Consider the following 23,779-nt stretch of genomic DNA (forward strand, 5'->3'; position numbering starts at 1 on the left):
ACACGACGATAAAATCTATAACACTAAACTTATATTTGAATTTTTGGAACTGCCCTTACCGGCAATGACCGTTCGTATATTAAGGGACAGAAATATACACTTTTATCCAATAGTGAAAATCTTACTTTGGACGGACGCAAGTCGTTGAAGAAGCTATTGAAAGTCAACAAGCGTATCAATACAGCGTACTTGCTTAAAGAAAGTTTTGGTCAATTATGGAGTTATCAGACAGAAGGATGGGCAAGACGTTTTTTCGATAACTGGAAGGATGCGTTAAAATGGCAGCGGCTAGAACCGTATGAAAAATTTGCCAAGATGATTGAACGACATTGGGAAGGTATTGCTGCATATAGCAGAACGGAAAACAAAGTCTCTTTAGGTTTTGTCGAGGGACTGAATAATAAAATTAGAGTAATACAAAGAAGGGCTTACGGTTTAAGAGATGAAGAGTATTTGCGTTTGAAAATTCTTACTTGCATGCTCAAGGAGATATAAAATGACCCACTCGAGTACGCGAAGACCCTAAAATTAAAACTTACTGTTTTGAGGAAATTACTAACTCAGCACATTTAAACCCGCTTTGAATTGCTCCCTCGATTGTTGCGGGTAAGCCGGTGTTCGTCCAATCGCCGGCTAAATAAAAATTCTTTATCGGCGTTGTGGGATTCGGCCGGATGCTCTCAACCTCGTTAGTGGCTGAATAAGTAGCTCGTTTTTCTTTTATGACAATCGCATTTGTGAGCTGTGCATTCCGACAATCAGGAAATACTTCCTTTAATTCTCCGACAGCCATTTTTACTAACTCATCTTTTGTTAATTTAATTTCATCTCTTGCTGCGCTGATAACCGCCGAGATATAATTTTCCGGCTTTGTGGTATCCTCACTTATCCTGCGTCTGTTAAAAATCCATTGCAGATTTCGATTTATCAATCCAACAAACTCAATGTCAATCACATTTTTATCGAACCACAAATTAATAGAAACTATCGGCGACGATTCAAATAAATTTAGCTCATTGAACATAATATGATTCAAATAATTTTTCGGAATTAGTTGAGCTACATTGTAATACGGCACCGAACTGATGATATATTTCGACTTTATCTTTTTAACAGCCTCTACCCCAACTGCTGCCCCATCTGAAACGATGATTGATTTTACTTTCGCATTCGTTATCACTTCCGATTTATTTTTCTTCAACAACTCAACAGCTTGTTCTACATATAGTTTTGTTTGTCCTACAGTTGGAATTAAAACATCGGCATCAATCTTTTTATCTAAAAATGTATTCCTCAAGGAACGTGCAAATAATAAAGCCGAAGCCCTGCTGGGTGTTTCGTTCATTACTGAAATTACAATCGGATTCCAAAAGCTTCGTTTGGCTTCATCGCTTTGGTTCAAACTATCGAGCCACGAATCGACAGATAACTGAGAAAGTTTTCTCTCAAACTTCTCGTTCCATCGCTTTAATTCTAACCCAACCCTTAACAATTTATTCCTTTCGCGGAATGAGAGTATTTTGTAATTCAACATCGCGGCAGTAATATCGAACGGCTTGGGGAGATTTGATATCTCGAAAATATGCAAACCTTTTTGCTGATGGTGAAAATATAAGCGGGGTTTACTTTGTCGCTTCAGGAAATGCTTCGTCCCGATTAATTCCAAATATTTTAATGTTTTGTGATAAGCACCTACAAGTATATGCTGTCCGTTATCTACTTCATCTCCAGTTTTGGAGTCAGTAAACGAGTAAGTCCGCCCGCCTAATATGGATTTCTGTTCAAGTAAAACGACTTTAGCACCGGATAGCGAAAGTTTTATTGCAGCAGCCAAACCGCTTAATCCCCCTCCGATTACGATTACATCGGCTGTCATACAGTTTTCAGCAGGCGAAGTTTAACCCAATATTTGATGGCGATCATAAGTTGTAAATACCGGGGCAACTTTAAACTCTTTTTGTAAACATTATAACGATTTGCTTTGATTCGAAGAAGAGTATGATAATAAATCCGTTCCATAATTTTGGGTGCGAATAAAAATCGTTTATCTTCTTGTTTCAACGAGTTCTGTGCTGCGCTATAAAACTCTTCAGCGCGTTTTGTTTCAAACTCCATTAGGTTGATAAAGTTCGAATTGTAATCGTTATTTAAAATATTTTCTTCAGTGTATCCGAAACGTTTTAAGTCCTCTTGTGGAATATAAATCCGGTTTATCTTTGCATCGGCTTTAATATCGCGAAGAATGTTTGTAAGCTGTAAAGCGATTCCCAAATTTTCAGCATACTTTTCCACCCGCTCGTTAGTAGGTCCGAATATTTTTATACTCATCAAACCAACAGTCGAGGCTACTAAATAACAGTATTTTTTTAATTGCCCAAAATTCTCAATACGTGTTTGGGTTAAATCCATTTCAACACCTTGAATAAGTTCATAAAAATGTTGAGTAGGTATATTAAACTTTTTTGTAACTTCAGCGAGTTGATTAAGGATAGCGAACCGGGATTCGCCTCTTAACGCTTTACCGAGTTCGATTCGCCACTTGCGTAAAAATATTGTTTTTTTATCTCTATCCGCTTCGCTATCAACTATATCATCGGTAGTGCGGCAAAAAGCATAAACAGTATTGAGTGCGTTACGTTGGTCTTTAGGAAGAAACGAAAAAGAATATAAGAAACTCGATTGGCTCCCTCGTGTAATAATCGCCGTTAAGTCAGATCCCACAAACTCCTCCTCCTGTATTTTGATATATCGTTATAAAACAATCCTCTTAAAAATATCACCACTTTATTTAATGAACTTAATTTAACATGCTTTGAAAACATGTTATATTTTCTTTTTTCTATTTTATTGAGTATCGATATTCCACCGAACCAAACTAATTTCAATTCTAATTGTAAATCTTTATCAACTAGAAGCGGGAGTTGCGCCCCTTCGTAAAAAAGTGATCGTGTTCTTTCGATTTGGTGTTTCATTAATTTTTTATACGCATCGTTATAAATGTGTTTTGTCAGTTCGTTCGTACTATATCCGAAACTGTGAATCTCGTCTTCTGGAATATAAATCCTATTTTTTTGTAAATCAACCTTTACATCCTGATAAAAATTTGTTAGTTGTAGAGCGGTGCATATTTTATCCGACAGCTTAAAATAATCTTCATCTTTATAACCAAAAATCATCAATACTAACCTTCCCACCGGATTAGCTGAATATTTGCAATAATCCAACAGTTCATTAAAATTCTTGTAACTATTTTTTTGAACATCCTGCTTGAAAGCTTTCAACAAATCGGATAACGGTTCAATTGGGATTGATAATTTAGAAACAGTTTCGTGCAGTGCAATAAAAATCGGATGTTCTGCTTTGCCTTGGTAGCATTCTTTTAATTGAAGCTCCCACTCATCTAATTTTTGCAATCGTGTATGCGAATCGAGTGAATCCTCATCGGCGAAATCGTCGGCAGTGCGAGCAAAAGCATAGATACTTTGTATGTATGGTCTTTTTTCGGCTGGTAGAAAAAGTGAAGCAACAGGGAAGTTCTCGTAATGCTTTAGAGTAACATCAGCGACATAAGCGAACGCTTCGTCGGCTGAATAACTGGTTTTGATTCTATTTTTTGTCATAATGTATGTCAAACATAAGAAACTTAATGAAGAAAGGCAATTCCGAATCCTTGCATTTTTAATGGAATATTTCTATATTTTGAGCGTAAAAATGGCGGGATAGCTCAGCTGGTTAGAGCGTCGGAATCATAATCCGTAGGTCGTGGGTTCGAATCCCTCTCCCGCTACTGATTCATAAATTGCCTTTCAGTCGCTTTGAATTTCAGAAGGAGGCTGAGAGGGTTTTTTTTAAACATAGTCTTGAATCTTTTAAAATCATGCAATCAAATAGTCCATTCATAGAATCGATGAACCAATTCATCCTCGCAAATCAATTAATGCGGCAGGGAGAAAAGATTATCCTGGCTGTAAGCGGTGGTATCGATTCAACAGTTCTTTTAGATACTCTCTACAAACTAAAAGACAGGTGGAAATTATCATTAGCTCTGATACATCTCAACCATCAATTGCGAGGGAGAGAATCGGATGAGGATGAAGATTTTGTTCGCCAGATAGGCAAGAATTATGGAATCGACTGTTACATCGAGAGGGTAAATACTACATTGGTTGCTGAAAGTAAGAAGCTCTCGCTTCAAGAGGCTGCCCGCAATTTACGATATAATTTTTTTTCTAAGGTTCGCGCTTCAAGCGGTTTTTCAAAAATCGCTGTTGGGCATAACGCCGACGACAATGCAGAAACGATGTTGATTAATATTTTCCGAGGCGCTGGTGTTCATGGATTAACCGGTATTCCGGTTTCACGCGCAGATAACGGTGTAATACGTCCACTGCTCTTCGCATCTCGATTGGATATTGAAACTTACGCTTTAGAAAACCGAATTCCTTACCGCGTCGATTCTTCAAATTTAAAAACCGATTATTTGAGAAATTTTATCCGGCTCAAGCTGCTACCGACGATACGCGAAAATATTAATCCGAACATTTCAGCTACTTTAGGAAGAACGGGAATTCTATTTTCGGAGCTTGAAGATTTTTTAACTGAAGAAGTGCGCCGCCAACTCCCCGAAATTATTAGTCAGAAGTTGGAAGATGAAGAAATTGTTATTGACTTGGATAAACTCCACAGCAAACCCGAGTTCATTCAAGAACATTTCTTGAATAAAATTGCAAAAGATTTTACTCAAGGTGAAATAAGTTTTACTACAGTTCGTGCGATACATAAAACAACAAAATCGGAAACCGGGACAGCTTGTTCAATAAAATCGGATATTGTTTTCTACAAAGATAGAAACAGAGGCGTTTTCAAACATATAAGACAACCTAAACCGTTCAGACATGAAATTCAGATAAACAACAGCTATGATTTAGATAAATATTACTTTTCATCAGAGTTTGTTGATGAAGCAATATTCGATACAAATTCTGCTATCGAATTTATTGATGCCGATTTATCCGGAGAAAAATTGATTTTGAGGAATTGGCGCGATGGCGATTGGTTTCTTCCTTTTGGAATGCAGGGAAAGAAAAAAATAAGCGATTTTTTTATCGACGAAAAAATTCCGATATTTAACAAGAATTCAATTCCAATCCTCGAATCTGATGGCGAGATTGTATGGGTCTGTGGTTTGCGATTAGATGATAGATTTAAAATAACAGATTCATCAAAGAGAATATTAAAACTTACATTCAATATTAAAAACTAACCAAATATGAAAAAAGAATTTACAATCAACAACGACCGGTTTAAGTTGTTTATTTCGGAAGCAAGACTGAAGAAGAGAATATCGCAGCTCGCTAAGAAAATAAGTAAAGACTATAAAGGCAGCATTCCAATTTTTATAGGTGTTTTAAATGGGTCGTTTATCTTCTTCTCCGACTTGGTCCGCCAGCTTAGCATTGATTGTGAAGTCGATTTTCTGAAACTATCCAGCTACGGTGATGCTAAGATAAGTTCAGGGAATATAAAAATGTTAAAGGAATTGAACTGTCAGATTGAAGGCAGAGATATAATTATCGTCGAGGATATTGTAGATTCCGGTTTATCTATCGACTTTATTAAAAATTTAATTCATAAACAAAACCCAAAGACACTGAAAGTCGTAACGCTGTTGCTAAAAAAGGATGTTGCAAGAATAAATTTTTCAATCGATTATGTAGGCTTTAAAATACCTACATACTTCGTGGTTGGTTACGGACTCGATTATGCACAACGGATCAGACACTTACGAGCAATCTATAAATTAGCAGAAAACAAATAATATGGAATACAAAAATCCAAAAAAACAAAATAAATTAAAACCCGGTAAAAATCCTAAAAGTGGAGATGATTTTAATTGGGATAAATTAGGCCGCGTGATGCTAACTTGGTTAGGGATACTTGTAACTATCTTCTTCATCATGGCTATCGCCAAAACCACAGGAACCAAAGAATTCGAGCTCGCTTATCCCGATTATTTAGAACTTTTAAGGCAGAGGGAAATTAAAGAAGCATCCCTTAATAAATCGGATTATGGCCATTATACCTTGCACGGTGTCCTTAAAAGGGAGAGGTCTCTAAAACTCGCAGATGGTAAACACGCATTGGTACTAAATTTCTGGACTAATCTTCCTTATCTTGAAAAAGAAACGATCGATTCATTGAATGCTTCCGGTATCGCGTATAAGATAGAGCGGGACGATAGTACATGGACGAATGCTTTGATAACCATACTACCTTGGATTCTGATATTGGGTGTTTGGTTATTTTTTATGAAGCGAATGCAAGGAGGAGGAGGAACGAAAGGTATTTTTTCGTTCGGTAAAAGTAAAGCTAAGATGCTAACGAGCGAACAGCAACGCTTCACATTTCAAGATGTAGCCGGTGCTGACGAAGCTAAAGTTGAACTGCAGGAAGTAATTGAATTTTTAAAAGAACCTGCCAAGTTTCAAAAGTTAGGAGGTAAAATTCCGCGAGGTGTTTTACTGCTTGGACCTCCAGGCACGGGAAAAACTTTATTAGCACGCGCAGTTGCCGGCGAAGCTGGTGTTCCGTTCTTTACAATTTCAGGTGCCGATTTCGTGGAAATGTTCGTAGGTGTAGGCGCAAGCCGAGTGCGAGATTTGTTTGAAACGGGCAAAAAAAGCGCACCTTGTATAATATTTATAGATGAAATTGATGCGGTCGGGCGTCATCGCGGAGCCGGATTAGGTGGTGGACACGACGAACGCGAACAAACATTAAATGCTCTACTCGTCGAGATGGATGGGTTCGAGCAAAACAGCGGTGTTATTATTATAGCTGCTACTAACAGACCCGATGTTCTTGATCCTGCTTTGATGCGACCCGGACGATTCGATCGATTAGTTGTAGTTGATCGACCTGACGTGAAGGGACGTGAAGGAATTTTAAAAGTCCATACACGAAAAATTCCCTTAGCCGAAGATGTTCACCTCGATGTGCTGGCGAAAGGAACGCCCGGACTTGCAGGTGCAGAGTTAGCAAATCTTGTTAACGAAGCTGCATTATTAGCTGCCCGGCAAAATTCACAATCTGTTACCATGCGTCACTTCGAAGAAGCAAAAGATAAAGTGATGATGGGAACTGAACGTAAAAGCATGATAATCAGCGATACTGAGAAAAAAATAACTGCTTACCACGAGTCAGGACACGTGTTGGTTGCGAAGATGATACCCGAAGCCGACCCTGTGCATAAAGTAACAATAATTCCACGTGGAAGAGCTTTAGGTTTAACTACATATCTTCCTATAGATGAAAAACATACATATTCCAAAGATTATTTGATGGCTATGATTACTTATGCACTTGGTGGACGAGCAGCAGAAAAAATTGTATTCGATAAATTAACTACCGGGGCTGGCAATGACATCGAACGAGCTACTGCTCTCAGTCGAAAGATGGTATGCGAATGGGGTATGAGCGACGTGTTAGGACCTCTGAATTATGGACAGAAAGAAGAAGAAATATTTCTCGGACGTGAAATGACGAGGTCGAGAAATTATTCTGAAGCCACGGCAGTAGCAATTGATCAAGAAATTAAAAAAATAGTTGATACTTGTATGCAACGCTCTGATGAACTCATCAATGCGAATATTGATAAGCTACACGTAATAGCAGCAGCTTTGCTTGAGCGCGAAATTTTAGACGGGAATGAAATCGATATTTTGATTCGTGGTGATTTTTTGCCCCCTGTCGAAAACAACCACACTGCAGAAAAAACTCAGGATGCAACTCCGCCACAAAATGCTGAGTCCGTCGATAAAAAATAGATGTTCGAAAATATTCAAAATATCGAAAAGAATTATAAGATAGAATTTATACGGAAAAGCATTCATTTTTGCTCTCTTTCGATCCCTGTTGTTTATTTTTTCATAGATAAAATAACAACGCTGAACATATTGATTCCAATTACAGCATTGTTTGTGGTATTCGATTTAGCGAGATATTATTACCAGCCGGCTGCAAAACTGTTTTATAAATTTTTCGGCTGGCTGCTCCGCGATTACGAAATAGACAATAAACGAAAACGACTTAATGGCGCTTCGAATATTTTAATTTCTGCAATAATTTGTGTAATTATTTTCCCGAAAATTATTACCGTTACTGCTTTCTCGGTTTTAATAATTTCTGATTCTTTAGCCGCCTTAATCGGAAGACGGTTCGGGAAGCGAAAGTTTTTCAAGAAAAGTCTTGAAGGAAGTTTGGCTTTTATCGGCGGTGGTTTAATTGTAATTTTCTTAACACCAAAAGTCGATTATTTTTACGCTGAATATTTAATAGCAGCATTTGCAGTAATAGTTGCAGCTTTTTTTGAAGCAGCTTCCACAGTTCTCGATGATAACTTCACAGTTCCAATAAGCATCGGCTTTGTAATGTGGCTGCTCTATTTACTATTCTTACCAACATTAAACCTCTATATAATTGGATAATCTATGAAAGTATATTTATCGGGCGGTATGGAATACGCCGACGGCGAAGGATTTCAGTGGAGGCAAGAACTCCAAACCTGGATTGAACAAAACCTCGAGCACGAATGTTTTAATCCCAATCATGAAAGTAATATTTTTTTCGAGAAGCACTATCCTTCAGTAAATTTCCGGGAATTAAAAATACAAGATATCGACCTATACAAAACTATAGCTACAAAATTAGTTGAAATCGACAGCGATGAAATTGCCAAGAACACAGATTATTTAATCTGCTATTGGGATAACGGAGCCGCAAAAGGTGCGGGAACGAAAGGCGAATTAACGATGGCGAAGTTTTTTGGGAAACCTGTTTATTTAGTTACTAGTTTTCCCTTGTCAGACATTCCGGGCTGGGTTTTAGGCTGCACTACAAAATTTTTTAAAAGTTTTGATGAATTGAGAACCTACCTCTCGAAAATGTATATTACTAAATAACCACAAATATTTTTAGAACCTTTGAAGCATTAAAAAAATATGATGCACAATTTTACTGTTAAGGACCACGCAACACCGTGAACGATGATGCTGACCGAACAAAGCATCGTTTACGATGCAAACTATGCCGAGACCGATTCATCGGTCTTTTTTTATCAGCGTGAGGCTGTCTAAAAAGTCTTTGTGTGCCTAAGTGTTCTTAGTACCTTAGTGTTGATGCTCTTATTTTTGAATCATAATCAAAGGATTCTTACCACTAAGTCACCGAGTTCACTAAGAAACACTAAGAAATATTTACTTTTTAGACAGCCTCATGCGAGATTTTCGCGAACTTTTGGAAAGCCCGCTCGACTAACCAGCCCTACATCTATCTGGCGAGGGGACGAGCTTGTAAAATTTCCGATTTATACAAACCTAAGCTCGGTCATAAATCTGAATTTAGTCTCAATTTTCAAGAGCTTCAGCAACCAACTCGGCAATATCTTTTACAGATACTTTATCGGACGCTTCCTTATCTTTCACTCCGTCGGTAAGCATTGTTAAGCAGAAGGGACAAGCTGTGCCGATAATATCCGGGTTGAGTGCGAGTGCTTCTTCAGTCCGTTCGAGATATACCCGTTTCCCGATATTTTCTTCCATGAACATTCTTGATCCTCCGGCTCCGCAGCAAAATCCTTTGTCCTTTGATCTTTTCATCTCAAGGCATCTATCCCCTGTTATATTTTCTATTACTCCGCGTGGTGAATCGTACACATCATTATACCTGCCTAAGTAACACGAATCGTGGTAAGTTATTTTCTGAGAACCATTTGCCGAAACGCGAATTTTCTCATTTTTTATCAAATTTAAAATAAAATCGGTGTGGTGGACAACTTCGTAGTTACCGCCAAACTGAGGATACTCGTTCTTAAGTGCATTAAGACAGTGCGGACAGGCAGTTACAATTTTACGGATGTTATATTTATTCAGCGTAGTTACATTCTCGTTGATGAGCATTTGGGCAAGATATTCGTTCCCCGCTCTGCGTGCTGAGTCGCCGGTACATTTTTCTTCATTTCCTAGAATTGCAAATTTTACATCAGCTTTTTGTAATATTTTTACAATTGCTCGTGTAACGCTTTTAGCTCGCTCATCGAATGAACCAGCACAACCAACCCAGAACAAAATTTCAGCATCTTGAGTTTGCGAAAATACAGGAACATCCAAACCTTCAGCCCAATCAGCTCTTGAAGCAGAACTGAATGCCCAAGGAGTATAGTTGCGTTCTAAATTTTGAAATGTAACTTGCAATTCTTTTGGAAAACGTGACTCGTTCAAAACCAAATACCGCCTCATCTCAATAATCGAATCGACATGCTCTATCATCACGGGACATTCTTCCATACAAGCCATACAGGTTGTGCATGCCCATAATTCATCTTCACTTATATAATCATCCACCAATTGGTTTTTGGGAGAACTTGTTAGATTACTTTGTAGCTCTGTTATCTTTTCAGTTCGATTGTTTTTAGCCCATATCGGACCTTTTTCAATAAGGCGATGCCGCATATCTTCGAATATCTTACGTGGCGATAACGGTTTCCCTGTGAGGTTGGCAGGACAGACTGCAACACATCTGCCGCATTCAGTACAAGTGTAACTATCTAACAATTGTTTCCATGTAAAATCTTCAACATCCGATGCACCAAATTTTGTTAATGTTTCGTCGCTTAAATTTATTGTTTTAAGTGCTCCCTTTGGTGTCAACTTAGAAAAATAAACGTTCGGTATCGAGGTTAAAACATGTAAGTGTTTGGAATAAGGAAGATAATTTAGGAATACAAGAACCAAGCCGACATGTATCCACCAAAAGATATGATAAAATATTGTTTGTGTTTCAATACCAAATAAAGAAAAAAGAGGTAACAAGTTAGCTGAAACAAAATTAGCAGATGAAACTGATTGGTGCATCAGCATTTTTGTTGCACTTTGTCCGTACATCGAAAGCATAATAAACAGAATCATTGTTAAAATGAAGTAAGCTTCTGCCGATGAATGATTTTCGAAACGTTTTGGTTTCAAAATAATTCGTCGAATGAAAGCGTATAAGATGGATACAACGACCAAAAGAGCAAATAATTCCTGTAATAAAATTAGGGGAGGATGAATTGTGCCTAAAAACGAGAACGAAAATCCAGAATAAAACCCTTCGCCAATAGATTCGATAATTGCGCTGAACAAAACTACAAAACCCCAGAAAATAAAAAAGTGCATCAAACCCGCTAATGGTTCACGAAGTAGTTTGGTTTGACCGAAGGCAACTACGAATACTCGCATGAGTCGTTGAAATGGTTTGTCAGTTCGATACTCTTCACGACCTAATTTTAAATACGAAAATAATCTTCTCACATTATAAAAGAAAAAAGAAATCGAAATAATAAAAACAAAAATGAAAACAATACTGTTAGTCATATATTTTCTCTATTGTTTATTTGGAATAAGCATATCGGTCTCGAAGACAGTAACCGCATAACCACCGATTTTTATAGATTGGACTTTATTATTCTCTACTGACAAAGTAACATTTATTCTCCCTTTTCTGCCGAGAACATCCCCCTGCTCAGCTATATAGGTAGCCACACCATCGACGGGTGCTAACAGATTATTTTCAAAAAGATAAACTGCTAATGGTCCGTGTGCCGAACCGGTTACCGGGTCTTCCTGTATTCCTTCGTTTGGGGCAAAAAACCGTAAATGTACCAACGATTCCCTATCAATCGTTTCTTGCGTAAATACACAGATTCCCTGCAAATTTCGTTGATTTAAGAAATTAGTTACAGCAAAATAATTTGGCTTTATGCTGTATAATACATGCAACCTTCTTATCGGCACGATAAGATACTCGGCTCGGAGAATTAATATTTTAGGATCTACATCACTAATGTTAAGGTTTAATATTCTAATAATATCTAATTTTTGGGACTGATAGCGCTCGAATTTAGTTGGAACAATTAAACCTAAATTGATACCAATTTTTTCTTCTGATTTAATAACTTCGACGGGAAGAATTCCTGATTTTGTTTCAAGTTTGAAATTATAATTTCCGTGCTTTTCCATCCCGTACAAACCATCTTCAGCAAGCGAATGAAAAGCCGCAATCGTTGCATGTCCGCATAGGGATACTTCATTAAGGGGAGTAAACCAGCGTAGCTGTAAATCGGCTCCCTGGACGGTCGGAGGCAAAACAAATGCTGTCTCCGATAAATTCATTTCGCGCGCTATTTTTTGCATTTGATTTGAATCGAGTTTATTTGCATCGTTCACTACGCCAGCTGGGTTTCCTTCAAAAGGAGTTGTTGTGAATGCATCAATTTGTTTTATTTTTATACGATTTAACATTAATTATTTATACTCCTAATATTTTGCAAATTATTTTTCGTTCGCGGGGACGATTATCGAAGTCGATTAACACCACTTGCTGCCATACTCCTAAATGAGTCGCCCCATTTTCTATCGGGATTGTTAACGATGTTCCGAGCAGTGTCGACCGTACATGAGCGTATCCATTTCCGTCATGCCAAGTATAGTCGTGATGGTATCGGTGTTTCATCGGGGCGATTCTTTCGAAAGTTTCGGGTAAATCTTTTAGCAAACCGGGCTCATATTCCATTGTACTTAAACCGGCTGTCGAGCCAACTACAAATATATTAACTATCCCATCGCCGATACCGGATTTAGTAACAACAGAATTTATCTTTTCTGAAATGTTGATAATTTCAGAATTTCCTTTTGTCGGTATTTCGATATGTTCAGTTATTACTCTCATATAACTTTACCGCTTTTAATATTGTTTTGTCTTTTATGTAATACAGAAAATTTCCTTTCCAAAAATATTTTGGAATAACCGGCATATTCGCCGACGATATTATTTTATCTGTATAGAAAATTTTATTTTTATTACTTAGAACACAAATGTACTCATCATAGGTTGGTGCCGCGATATCGTCGTTGACCTTTCTGCTATATCCTATTACATTTACATCATTCGCCACGTTTGTGAGTACTTCTACCGGATCTACGATATCGCTTGCATTGTTTTGTTTTTTGATAAATCTATGGACAGTTTCGTTTGGCAACTCGTTTATCGAATGTTCAGCTGGTGTTTGATAATAGAGCTGTTCATTAATTTTCAATTCTTTTAATCTATTTTTGAATCCATCTTCGCTTACCTCACAGAGGGTTTCGCCGGTTAATAGGTTAAGTTTCAGTTTTTGTGTAGCAGCAAAACTGTTTCTTGATGCGATTAAATAATTGTTGTCGGATGAAACAAAAATCAATTCGTTGTTGCTCCATAATATTTTGCCGGTATTGATATCAACTACTATAATTTTTTTGTGAGCAGGTAAATCGGGTCTTTCATACTCATGTAAAATCACAACATCACCGAAAACCCCCTCGATACCAACCCACCAGGTTTGCGATAACTGAATATCAGCCCATCTCGATTTTCCGGTTACAGCATCGATACAATAAAAAGAAACTACCTTCTCGGTAACGTTCCTGACTTCAGTGATAATGCAGTTTTGATGATTGGGAAATAGACGCCAAATTGGGTGTAAAAAATTGATTTCCCACACGACATTGGTTATATTTTTTTTAAAGAGCAAAAGTTACCATATCATAATTCGTTAAAAATATGGTATAAGATAACAATCTCGACTTACATTATCAAGTATAATCTGTAATAAATGGTTTTATCAGAGTGAATGCACGCCCCCTGTGGCTTATTGAGTTCTTAATCTCTTGTGATAATTCAGCAAAAGTTTGCCGATAACCATCGGGTATAAAAAGTGGGTCATACCCAAAACCTCCACTGCCTCGTAATTCATTGATTATCCTGCCTGTGCAAAATCCTTCGACGATGTGTTCGGTTTCAAAAGTTTTAAATACAACGACACACCGGAAACGAGCTTTTCTTTTATCATCATAATAATATTTCAACAACTTTAAAAGTTTTTGATTATTCTTATTATAGTCCTTCGGTTCACCGGCAAAACGTGCTGAGTAAACCCCCGGTTGCATATTTAGTGAATAGACTTCCAATCCGGAATCATCACTCAGAATAGGCAATTGTAGAATACTAAAAACCTCGCGTGCTTTTTTCAGCGCATTTTCTTCAAATGTCTTCCCATCTTCTATAATTTCAGGAATCTCCGGATAATCTTTTAAACTTTTAATTTCAAGATAAAGGTCGGATAAAATCTCTTTAATCTCACGAACTTTGCCCTCGTTATTACTTGCAATAACTAACGATTTCATAAACTTAGAGCAATTTATCCAGGGCATCGTTAATCGTCTCTACACCGATGATCTCGAGGTTAGAGTTTTTATAAAAATTTTTCAAATTATTTTTTGGAATGATAATTTTATTGAATCCTAATTTATCAGCTTCTTGGATTCTTCGTTCGGGTTGGCTGACAGTTCGTATCTCACCACCTAATCCGACTTCTCCGACGGCTATCGTTTTTGAATCAACTGGCATATCACGTAAACTCGAAACAATCGAAGCAGCGATACCAAGGTCAACCGCAGGTTCATCAGTTCGCAAACCACCTGCGATATTCACAAAAACATCATGATTCGAAAGTTGAACACCTACCCGTTTTTCGAGCACAGCCAATAGCAATCCTAACCTCCGGTAATCGATGCCTGTTGTATTCCGCTGAGGCATTCCATAATTCGTTGGCGAAACAAGAGCTTGCACTTCGATCAACAGAGGACGCGTTCCTTCGATACTTGCGACAACCGTTGAACCGGAAGCACCAAATATCCTCTCTGATAAAAATACTTCTGATGGATTTTTTACTTCACACAATCCGGTATCGTGCATTTCAAAAATTCCTATTTCATTCGTTGAACCAAACCGGTTTTTGATACACCTCAAAATTCTATATGCGTGATGCCGCTCCCCTTCGAATTGGAGAACAGTATCCACCATGTGTTCTATTACTTTTGGTCCGGCAATTATTCCTTCCTTCGTAACGTGCCCGATTAAAAATATAGCGATATTATTTTCCTTCGCCATACGTTGCAACAATGCCGTGCATTCACGGACTTGTCCAACACTTCCGGGAGAACTTTCTAACTCGCTTCGGTACATCGTTTGAATCGAGTCAACAACGAGGATATCAGGTTTTTGGTGTGTTACAACATTCACAACTTTTTCGAGGTCGGTTTCAGCCATCGGGAAAATAGAATCAGCCGATTCCACTTTGAGACGTTCAGATCGAAGTTTTAACTGTTGCAGCGATTCTTCACCTGTTACATAAAGAATAATTTTATCGCCGATACTATCAGCAATCTGCAACATCAGTGTTGATTTTCCGATCCCCGGATCACCACCTATTAAAGTTACCGATCCGTGCACAATACCGCCGCCTAACACCCTGTTGAACTCATTCAATGCGGTTATAATTCGTGGTTCTTCTGCAGTTTCAACACCGGAAAGAGGTATAACATCAAATTTTTCTTTCTTTGAACTTTTAATACCTCTTGAGGTCTTGAATATCTCTTCAACAAAAGTATTCCATTCCTCGCAATTCGGGCATTTTCCAATCCAACGTGGCGACTCGTACCCACACGATTGGCAAACATATTTCAGATGTGTTTTCGACATTTTTATTTACCTGTTCTGATATCTCTTCCCCAAAGTAATTTTGTACGCAGTAGTTCGAAATATGAATGTTCTTTCCTCTTTATCAACTTTACCTGATAACTGGCTCTGCGAATGATAAACTCGACGGGCGTTTTGAAAAAAGCTTCCTCCTGCCCATCAGCTGAAAGATGGATTGGAACATCGGTTTTTACTATCACTTTTATAATACTATTATCCGGTACAACAACCGGTCGTGCAGTCAATGTATGTGCAGCAATAGGAGTAATTACGAAAACATCAGTGCCGGGAGTTACAACCGGACCTCCTGCTGCAAGGGAGTAAGCTGTGGAACCGGTTGGTGTTGTGATTATCAATCCATCAGCAGAGTATCGAACTAAAAATTGTCCATTCACATAAGTTTCCAACTCGATAACCCGCTTATAATTTCCTCTATCAATCACAATATCATTCAACCCAAAATATTTTTTCTTCTTTACGTTGGAAGATGCTTCTAATACTATACGGTTTTCAATCAGATAATTATGATCGATAATTGACTGTATACTTTTTTTCATTTCGGTTATTGTAACATCGGCAAGAAAACCAAGTTTTCCTAAATTAATTCCGAGAATCGGGGTTTGCTGTTTGCCGACAATCCGTGCCGCAGCGAGCATAGTTCCGTCGCCACCAAATGCAATCAATACATCGCAATTAGCCGGTAGCGCTTTGGATGATGCAATATTACTTTCTTTAAAATTATAACGTTTGAGCTTACCAAGTAATGCGACTACATCATCACTCACGACAAAATCGATTTTTTTTTCACGAAAATATGAAATCAAATCGATAACAACTTCAGATAAAGTTGGTTTATGAATATTACCGATAATTCCAAATTTCATAGTTGATCCTTTATTTTATCAGTTGACTTATTGTACTTTAGCGACTTCGTCCACATAATTTAATTTTAATTCTTTTAATACTTCAACAAACATCCGGCTCTCGTTTTCTGTAAGATTATTTTTCATTTTTTGGAATAACATATCTAAAATATCAATCGATGTTTGTGCCATTTCCAGGTTTTTTTCTACTTTATCAGTTATAGGATTTTTCAATTTTCTCATCTGCTGAAGGGCTGCTGTTTGAAACATTAGAACTACGTGTGTTAACAATATTTCGTTTTTTTCAGGTTGACTCATAATAAATCCTTTTTATTGGTTTTCGATAATTTGATTTCCCATAATTTTGCATATTTCGTAAAAACGTAAGCTGACGAGAGAACGGACAAAACGAAACCGTGTAAGCCATCTAAAAAGCCCCGTTTTAAAATAAACATTTTGAAGAAAGTATAAATAGGTTTAATAAATAAATACCAAATTCGAAAGGGTGTTCCCTTTTCTTCTAAATCGTCAGCAGCAAGCGAGGTATATTTATTAAACTTGTTAAAATAATGTAACAGATTATCGTCCGTAAAATGAAGCAGGGGGTTGTTTAAAGTTCCGGTTTCACCAACAAGTTCAAATCTTTCGTGAACCCGTGAGTTGCTGAAAGTACCGGAATCTTTCCGAAAAAGCCGTATTACATACCCCGGATACCAGCCACTATGTTTTATCCATTTGCCTAAAAAATATGCTTGCCGGGCAACTTTATATCCTGTGTATCGTTTGCTGCTATCATTAATTACCGATATGATTTCATTTTTAAGTTCCGGTGTAACCCGCTCATCCGCATCTATTGATAATATCCAATTGTTCGAGGCATTCTGTACAGCAAAATTTTTTGCTTCTGAGTAGCCTTCCCACTTTCGCACAAATATTTTGGACGTGTATTGTTTCGCTAATTCGATAGTTCTATCTGTGCTAAACGAATCGACCATTATAATTTCATCAGCCCATGAAACAGATTTTAAGCAATCCTCGATATTTCTTTCTTCATTGAACGATATTACGCACACTGATATTTTTGATTTATTATCCATTCGATAACCTATACTTGCTGACCAATGCCAAAACGGAGAGTAAAAATATATACAGCAACGAGATAACAGGATTCGATAGAAAACCGCCAGCAATAGTCGATACATAAAAAGCAACCATTGCCAATAATATACCCCATGTGATATTTTTCAGATTATTATTTATATGTTTGGCTTTTAGGATTTTTATAATCGAAGAAAATATAACAACTGCAAGGTAAATAAAAATTATTAAACCTACAACTCCGCATTCCATATACATCTGCAAAAAATCGTTGTGCCAATTACTGATTCCTTTATCAATTAATTCATTTTTGAAGGGAAATATTAATGTAAAAGTATCAAGCCCGAAACCGAAGAATATTCTCTCATCCCAAATCTTAATAGCTCCTTGCCATAGTGTTACTCGTTCACTTGTGTGCGATAATGGATTCAGAAGTGTGGATGCTCGCTGCAAAACGCTCGGAAATATTATCAGCATTAATCCAGCCGCAGAAATAGCCGCTATTAATATACGGCGGTTTTTGAAAATACCATATACCAAAATAAGAACCACCGCCGCCAGCCAATGTATGCGGTTAAAAGTAAACATCAGAGCAATTATTGCTAACGTAATTGAGATAATAAAAAACCAATACCTCTGAAATATTTCCTTCTGTTGGTTTAAAGCTAACATTATTCCGATCAGTACCGCCAGATACATCCCAAAAGTATAATAACCTGACGTTGTTGACGAAGCACGACTTTCAAGACCATAACCGTATTTTGCTATTCCTATAATTGAAGCTGCCACTCCAGCAACCACAAACACTTTTATCATTATGTGATTTTTTAAATCATCTTTGATGTTGATGTTGTTTGTGAAGAAAAAGAATAAGAAATAAAAAATTATTTCTGTCCACAGGGCCGGTGTACTCACTTCGTGGTTTATCGAAAACAGTATTCCCGATAACCTCGAAGCGATGAAGAGTAAGACTGGAATATCGAGCGGTGTTGTTTCGATTTTATAATTTTTATTTTTTACAAGTTTGATTAACCATAAAACAATTAGCAGCAAAGAAACAATTTGTAGGATTGCAATCGACAAGATTAATGAGGCAAGAAATAATAATATTCCCCACAAAATTATTTTATCTAAAGATAAATTTAATTCTTGCGTTAGCATTTATTTTCTAACCCGTTTAAACATACAGGAGAATTTCTCTGTTTTGTATCGTTATAAATTTTCCAATTATCCGTTAATTCCATCGTTTTTTGATGGTATAAGTGATATATAATTGCATAATTCCGTACAGATTTAAATTTAACTCCAAGCAAATTCAATCTAAATTCAACATCACTATCCTCTCCTAATCCTGGCCCTTCGTATCTCTCATCAAAACCATTAATCTCTTCTAACATTGATTTCTCAATAGAAAAATTGGAGCCCAAAATTCTTGCCTGTTTTCGCTGTTGTATCTTCAGTAATAATCTGTTGCGGATTCCATCTTCTAATCTCGATGCTTTCCCCCTGAGTGCATCAATCACTAATTGCAAACTAAATTTTTCTACTTTCCCATTTTGAACATCATTCAATGATAATGCGTCTGAAAAACTATTACTAAGCATAACGCGACTTCCGCAAAGAACTGAGTTAGGCTCCTTTTCTTCGATATGCGACTCAATAAAATTTTTATGAGGGATGCAATCGCCATCGATGAAAATTAAATAATCTGAAGCAGAAGCTTTAATCGCTTTGTTTAATATTTTATTTTTGCGGAATCCATTATCTTCGTGCCAGATATGTTTAATTTCATAAGGCAACGCTTGCCTGCTTTGATTTATATATTGCCGCATCTCTTCCCCAGAACCATCATCTGCAATAATTATTTCAAATTTTTTATAAGTTTGACGGGTAACTCCGGCTAAAACTAAATTAAGAAACCGTACTTTAGAATAAACCGAGATAATTAATGAAGCACCAATCGCCATTTACTTAACTACAATATTAAACAGTTTATTCTTTACAAAAATTGTTTTCACGACTGTTTTACCTTCAAGATGCTTTTTAACCGATTCATTCTCGAATGCTAATATTTTTACTTCTTCTTCAACTGAGTCGAGAGACAGTGGCAGTTTCGCTCTGATTTTTCCGCTTACTTGAACAACCATTTCAATTGTATCCACACGGGTTTTAGATTCATCGAATTTATGCCAAGCCTCGTATGCCAATGATTTTATCGACCCAAGTTTTTCCCAAATTTCTTCTGCGATATGTGGAGCAAATGGTGAAAGCAACAAGACGAACGGCTTCAGAGCAGCGAGTGGTTTTACATCTAAATTTAAAAATTCGTTCACGAAAATCATCATCTGCGAAATTGCCGTATTAAAATTCATCGTCTCAATATCCGAAGTTACCTTCTTAATTGTTTGATGCATAATTCGTTCTTGGTCAACAGTCAACGGAACATCTTGAATCGATGAGTTTATTTTTCCATCTTCATCAACGAACATCCTCCAAACACGATTCAAGAAACGGAAAACACCATCAACACCTTTTGTTGACCATGGCTTAGTATCTTCGAGTGGTCCCATAAACATCTCGAATAAGCGTAAAGCATCGGCACCATATTCATTTACAACATCATCAGGATTAACAACATTTCCCATTGATTTCGACATTTTTTGACCGTCTTCGCCTAAAATTAAGCCCTGATTCACAAGACGTTGGAACGGCTCCTTGGTTGAAACATAACCCAAATCGAAAAGTGTTTTATGCCAGAATCGTGAGTATAGCAAATGAAGAACAGCATGCTCGGCGCCACCAACATATAAATCAACAGGCATCCAATATTTTTGTTTTTCTGAAGAACAGAATTCATTATTATTCTGCGTATCTAAATAACGGAGGTAGTACCAACAAGAACCAGCCCATTGAGGCATTGTGTGAGTTTCCCGACGATATTTTTTATCGGTTTTAGGATCTGTATAGTTTAACCATTTTTCGATTGTTGCCAAAGGTGATTCCCCCGTACCACTCGGTTTGTACGACTCGACATCAGGTAATATAATCGGTAATTCAGTTTCTGAAAGCGCAATCGCCGTTCCGTCGTCATCATAAACTAACGGGAAGGGTTCGCCCCAGTATCGCTGACGTGAAAATAACCAATCACGCAATTTGTAATTTATTTTACGCTTCCCAATTTTCTTTTCTTCTAACCAATGAATAATTTTATCTTTCGCCTGCTTTGTAGGAAGATTGTCAATCGAAATTTCATCGTTCGAAGAATTTATCGCCATCCCTTCCCCCTCGTATGCTGCTATTGTATAATCACCTCCTGAAACAACTTCCACAATCGGCAGATGATAAGTTTTAGCAAAATCGTGGTCGCGCTGATCATGACCGGGCACAGCCATTATCGCACCCGTTCCGTAGGAAATCAAAACATAATCGGCAATCCAGATTTGAATTTCTTTTTTTGTAGCCGGGTTGACGGCGTAACCGCCTGTAAATACTCCGGTTTTATTTTTTTCTAAGGCTGTGCGTTCGATTTCACTTTTTAATGCTGCTTGATTCCTATATTCTTCAACATCCTCGAAATATTCTGCTGTAGTAATTTTTTCGACTAATTTATGTTCGGGAGCTAATACCATATAAGTAGCTCCAAAGAGTGTATCGGGACGAGTTGTAAAAACGCGAATCGTTTCCTGAGTGTCCTTGATTTTAAATTCGATTTCAGACCCTTCCGATTTTCCTATCCAGTTCCGCTGCATCTCTTTAATACTTTGGGGCCAATCAAGTTCTTCCAAGTCGGCTTCGAGACGGTCGGCGTAGGTTGTAATACGCAGCATCCACTGACGCATCATTTTACGTTCGACTTTGTATCCTTTTTCGACCCATTCGTCAACTTCCTCATTAGCTAACACAGTTCCTAATTCAGAGCACCAATTCACCGGCATTTCAGCAAGGTAAGCGAGCCGGTGTTTTGATATAAAATCGTACTTATCTTTCTCGTTCAGTCCGTCGGGTATCGGAAGTTCAGAAATCGGGCGTGCTTTGCCTACTTTTTTATCGAACCACGAATTATATATTTTCAAAAATATCCATTGCGTCCACTTGTAATATTCTGGATCCGTTGTATTAACCTCGCGCGACCAATCGTAGGATAAACCCAACATTTTGATCTGCCGTTTGAATGTAGAAATATTCTGTTGTGTAGTGATACTCGGATGGATACCGGTTTGCATAGCGTATCTTTCCGCCGGTAATCCGAAAGCATCCCAGCCCATCGGATGGAGTACATTAAATCCGTTCATCCGCTTGTAACGCGAGATGATATCCGTTGCCGTATAACCTTCGGGATGCCCAACATGTAAACCGGCTCCGGAAGGATACGGAAACATGTCGAGAATATAATATTTTGGCTTATCGGAACTTTCTACAACTTTAAAAATGTTATTATCGTCCCAATATTGTTGCCACTTCTTTTCTATTTTATCAAAAGGATAACTCATATTCTAATTAATTTTGTTAAAAAATTTTTTACCTTGAATAAACAACTTTTCCACCTATCATCGTCATAACGATATCCGTATTCAGAATTTCACTTGCAGGAATAGTCATAATATCTTGCGAGATAATTGTTAAGTCGGCACACTTACCCACTTCGATTGTACCTTTCTCCTTTTCTTTAAACGCAGCATACGCAGCCCATGTTGTATATGACTTCAACGCTTCTTCCCGCGACATACATTCTTCGGCATGCCACCCTCCTTCTGGTTTTCCGTCTTGATCCATTCTTGTTACTGCAGCATAAAATCCCCAGAGAGGTTGCATAATGTCGTTCGGGAAATCTGAACCAGCCGGTATGAAAGAACCGGATTTTATCAGAGATTTCCAGGCATAAGCTCCTTTAACCCGTCCAGAGTTTAACCGTGCCTCTGCCCAATCCATATCTGATGTTGAGTGAATTGGTTGCATACTCGGTAAAACATTTAACTTGCTGAATCGTGAAATATCTTCAGGTAATATAACCTGAGCGTGTTCAATTCGAAAACGTAAATCTTTTTTATTCTCAGTCCCAAGTACTTTCTCGTACATATTTAATACAAAATGGTTGGCTCTGTCGCCGATAGCATGTGTACAAACCTGAAAATTCTTTTTGATGGCTTGACGAGTTACTGCTTCCATTGTAGAATCATCGAGTAAAGTAAGTCCACGGTTTCCCGGATCGTCAGAATAATTTTCAACTAGAGCGGCGCCTCGTGAACCGAGAGCTCCGTCAGCGTACATTTTAACAGCCCGGATTGTTAACATACCGTTGCCATAATTCAGCAATGGTCCTCGTTCACTGAATTCGTTCCAGGTTTGGCTTGGTGCATCTATTGCACCGTAAATTCGGATAAGGAGTTTCTGCTCGTCCGCTAATTTTTTGTACACTCGAATCGTTTGCGAGTTCAAACCCATATCGTGCACTTCGGTTAAACCTGCTTTTAAACATTCTTCAGCAGCAAGTAAAATAGATTGTTCAACATCAGCATCAGTCGGAGGAGGAACCATTTTTTCGACTAACTCGGTTGCTTTGTCTATTAATACACCGGTGGGTTTACCGGAATTATCACGAATTATTTTTCCACCAAGAGGGTCAATTGTAGCCGATGTTATCCCTGCCATTTCAAGCGTTTTTGAATTTACCCAAATCGCATGTCCATCAATTCGCCCTAAAATTACAGGATTATCGGGAGCGGCTGAATCTAATAAATCTTTGGTCGGGAATTTTTTTTCGCTCCAAAGAGTTTGATCCCACCCTCTGCCGTAAATCCACTCACCGGCGGAAATGGTTTTCGACTTTTCTGCTACCTTCCCGGCAATTTCGTTTTCCGATGTTATTCCGGCAAGCATCAACGAATTAAGCATTTGCCCAAAACCGAACATGTGTGCGTGTGCATCAGTAAGTCCCGGAATAACTACACTTCCTTTTAAATCGATTATTTTTTCAGCATTATACAGGTCTTTTAATTCGCTTGAGTTTCTTACAGCAATTATGTACCCTTCTTTAATTGCAATTGCCTCGGCAAGAGGGTTGTTGTCGTCGAGAGTATAAATGATACCATTGATTAATAAGAGGTCAGCTTTTTTCTCCATAAAAAATATCGTATATATTACAAGAAAAAGTGCAATACAAAATAGCAAGATTAATGCAATTTTAGATTTCATAATTCCAAAAAGAT

Annotated in this window: 22 protein-coding genes and 1 tRNA gene; 7 read left to right on the forward strand and 16 right to left on the reverse strand. The window is 37.7% G+C overall.

Annotated features, from left to right (window positions below):
* The first annotated feature begins 39 nt into the window (after positions 1-39).
* Positions 40-495 (forward strand): transposase, encoded by a 456-nt coding sequence (locus QME58_00005; protein ID MDI6802217.1) that lies wholly within the window; start codon positions 40-42, stop codon positions 493-495.
* 40 nt (positions 496-535) lie between these two features.
* Here QME58_00005 and hpnE read toward each other — a convergent pair whose 3' ends face one another.
* Genes hpnE through hpnC form a run of 3 tightly spaced genes read right to left on the reverse strand, consistent with a single transcriptional unit; the run spans position 536 to position 3,620 of the window.
* Positions 536-1,876 (reverse strand): hydroxysqualene dehydroxylase HpnE, encoded by a 1,341-nt coding sequence (gene hpnE, locus QME58_00010; GenBank protein ID MDI6802218.1) that lies wholly within the window; start codon positions 1,874-1,876, stop codon positions 536-538.
* The gene (gene hpnD, locus QME58_00015; GenBank protein MDI6802219.1) at positions 1,873-2,721 is read right to left on the reverse strand and encodes a presqualene diphosphate synthase HpnD; all 849 of its coding nucleotides are present in this window, start codon (positions 2,719-2,721) and stop codon (positions 1,873-1,875) included. Before hpnD ends, hpnE begins: the two co-directional genes overlap by 4 nt.
* On the reverse strand, positions 2,706-3,620 hold the full coding sequence (hpnC, locus tag QME58_00020) for a squalene synthase HpnC (protein ID MDI6802220.1): 915 nt from the start codon (positions 3,618-3,620) through the stop codon (positions 2,706-2,708). Before hpnC ends, hpnD begins: the two co-directional genes overlap by 16 nt.
* Before the next feature lie 93 nt (positions 3,621-3,713).
* Here hpnC and QME58_00025 point away from each other — a divergent pair.
* The 6 genes from QME58_00025 (at position 3,714) to QME58_00050 (ending at position 8,960) form a co-directional block, all read left to right on the forward strand.
* Positions 3,714-3,787: transfer RNA gene (locus QME58_00025), tRNA-Met, on the forward strand.
* Between the two features lie 90 nt (positions 3,788-3,877).
* Positions 3,878-5,263 carry a tRNA lysidine(34) synthetase TilS gene (tilS, locus tag QME58_00030; GenBank protein ID MDI6802221.1) on the forward strand — a complete coding sequence of 462 codons (1,386 nt, stop codon included), beginning with the start codon at positions 3,878-3,880 and terminating at the stop codon, positions 5,261-5,263.
* A 6-nt stretch (positions 5,264-5,269) separates the two neighbouring features.
* The gene (gene hpt / locus QME58_00035) at positions 5,270-5,818 is read left to right on the forward strand and encodes a hypoxanthine phosphoribosyltransferase (GenBank protein ID MDI6802222.1); all 549 of its coding nucleotides are present in this window, start codon (positions 5,270-5,272) and stop codon (positions 5,816-5,818) included.
* A 1-nt stretch (position 5,819) separates the two neighbouring features.
* Positions 5,820-7,826 (forward strand): ATP-dependent zinc metalloprotease FtsH, encoded by a 2,007-nt coding sequence (gene ftsH, locus QME58_00040; protein ID MDI6802223.1) that lies wholly within the window; start codon positions 5,820-5,822, stop codon positions 7,824-7,826.
* The gene (locus QME58_00045) at positions 7,827-8,486 is read left to right on the forward strand and encodes an SEC59/DGK1/VTE5 family protein (GenBank protein MDI6802224.1); all 660 of its coding nucleotides are present in this window, start codon (positions 7,827-7,829) and stop codon (positions 8,484-8,486) included.
* A gap of 3 nt (positions 8,487-8,489) precedes the next feature.
* A complete protein-coding gene (locus tag QME58_00050) occupies positions 8,490-8,960 on the forward strand; it encodes a hypothetical protein (GenBank protein ID MDI6802225.1) in 471 nt (156 codons plus the stop codon).
* A 444-nt stretch (positions 8,961-9,404) separates the two neighbouring features.
* Here QME58_00050 and QME58_00055 read toward each other — a convergent pair whose 3' ends face one another.
* The 13 genes from QME58_00055 to QME58_00115 all read right to left on the reverse strand — a co-directional run bounded on the left by QME58_00055 (position 9,405) and on the right by QME58_00115 (position 23,765).
* Entirely contained in the window at positions 9,405-11,411 is a 2,007-nt protein-coding gene (locus tag QME58_00055; GenBank protein ID MDI6802226.1) for a (Fe-S)-binding protein, read from the reverse strand.
* A 9-nt stretch (positions 11,412-11,420) separates the two neighbouring features.
* Complete coding sequence (locus tag QME58_00060; GenBank protein ID MDI6802227.1) at positions 11,421-12,338, reverse strand: PhzF family phenazine biosynthesis protein; 918 nt, start codon at positions 12,336-12,338, stop codon at positions 11,421-11,423.
* Between the two features lie 7 nt (positions 12,339-12,345).
* On the reverse strand, positions 12,346-12,765 hold the full coding sequence (locus QME58_00065; GenBank protein ID MDI6802228.1) for a secondary thiamine-phosphate synthase enzyme YjbQ: 420 nt from the start codon (positions 12,763-12,765) through the stop codon (positions 12,346-12,348).
* The gene (locus QME58_00070; protein ID MDI6802229.1) at positions 12,749-13,606 is read right to left on the reverse strand and encodes a DUF4905 domain-containing protein; all 858 of its coding nucleotides are present in this window, start codon (positions 13,604-13,606) and stop codon (positions 12,749-12,751) included. The genes QME58_00065 and QME58_00070 overlap by 17 nt, the downstream gene beginning before the upstream one ends.
* 61 nt (positions 13,607-13,667) lie before the next feature.
* The gene (locus QME58_00075; protein ID MDI6802230.1) at positions 13,668-14,258 is read right to left on the reverse strand and encodes an XTP/dITP diphosphatase; all 591 of its coding nucleotides are present in this window, start codon (positions 14,256-14,258) and stop codon (positions 13,668-13,670) included.
* A gap of 4 nt (positions 14,259-14,262) precedes the next feature.
* Entirely contained in the window at positions 14,263-15,615 is a 1,353-nt protein-coding gene (gene radA / locus QME58_00080; GenBank protein MDI6802231.1) for a DNA repair protein RadA, read from the reverse strand.
* A 2-nt stretch (positions 15,616-15,617) separates the two neighbouring features.
* Complete coding sequence (locus QME58_00085; GenBank protein MDI6802232.1) at positions 15,618-16,496, reverse strand: NAD(+)/NADH kinase; 879 nt, start codon at positions 16,494-16,496, stop codon at positions 15,618-15,620.
* A gap of 27 nt (positions 16,497-16,523) precedes the next feature.
* Positions 16,524-16,793: a DUF1844 domain-containing protein gene (locus QME58_00090; protein MDI6802233.1), complete on the reverse strand. Its 270-nt coding sequence runs from the start codon at positions 16,791-16,793 to the stop codon at positions 16,524-16,526.
* A complete protein-coding gene (locus QME58_00095; GenBank protein ID MDI6802234.1) occupies positions 16,790-17,572 on the reverse strand; it encodes a glycosyltransferase family 2 protein in 783 nt (260 codons plus the stop codon). The genes QME58_00090 and QME58_00095 overlap by 4 nt, the downstream gene beginning before the upstream one ends.
* Positions 17,565-18,734, reverse strand: coding sequence for an O-antigen ligase family protein (locus QME58_00100; protein ID MDI6802235.1), 1,170 nt, complete (start codon positions 18,732-18,734; stop codon positions 17,565-17,567). Before QME58_00100 ends, QME58_00095 begins: the two co-directional genes overlap by 8 nt.
* Complete coding sequence (locus tag QME58_00105) at positions 18,728-19,540, reverse strand: glycosyltransferase (GenBank protein MDI6802236.1); 813 nt, start codon at positions 19,538-19,540, stop codon at positions 18,728-18,730. The genes QME58_00100 and QME58_00105 overlap by 7 nt, the downstream gene beginning before the upstream one ends.
* Positions 19,541-22,063, reverse strand: a complete 2,523-nt coding sequence (leuS, locus tag QME58_00110) for a leucine--tRNA ligase (protein ID MDI6802237.1) — start codon at positions 22,061-22,063, stop codon at positions 19,541-19,543.
* Positions 22,064-22,091: 28 nt separating this feature from the next.
* The gene (locus QME58_00115) at positions 22,092-23,765 is read right to left on the reverse strand and encodes an amidohydrolase (protein MDI6802238.1); all 1,674 of its coding nucleotides are present in this window, start codon (positions 23,763-23,765) and stop codon (positions 22,092-22,094) included.
* Positions 23,766-23,779 lie beyond the last annotated feature (14 nt).

The organism is Bacteroidota bacterium (assembly GCA_030017895.1).
Taxonomy (GTDB): Bacteria; Bacteroidota; Ignavibacteria; order UBA10030; family BY39; genus JASEGV01.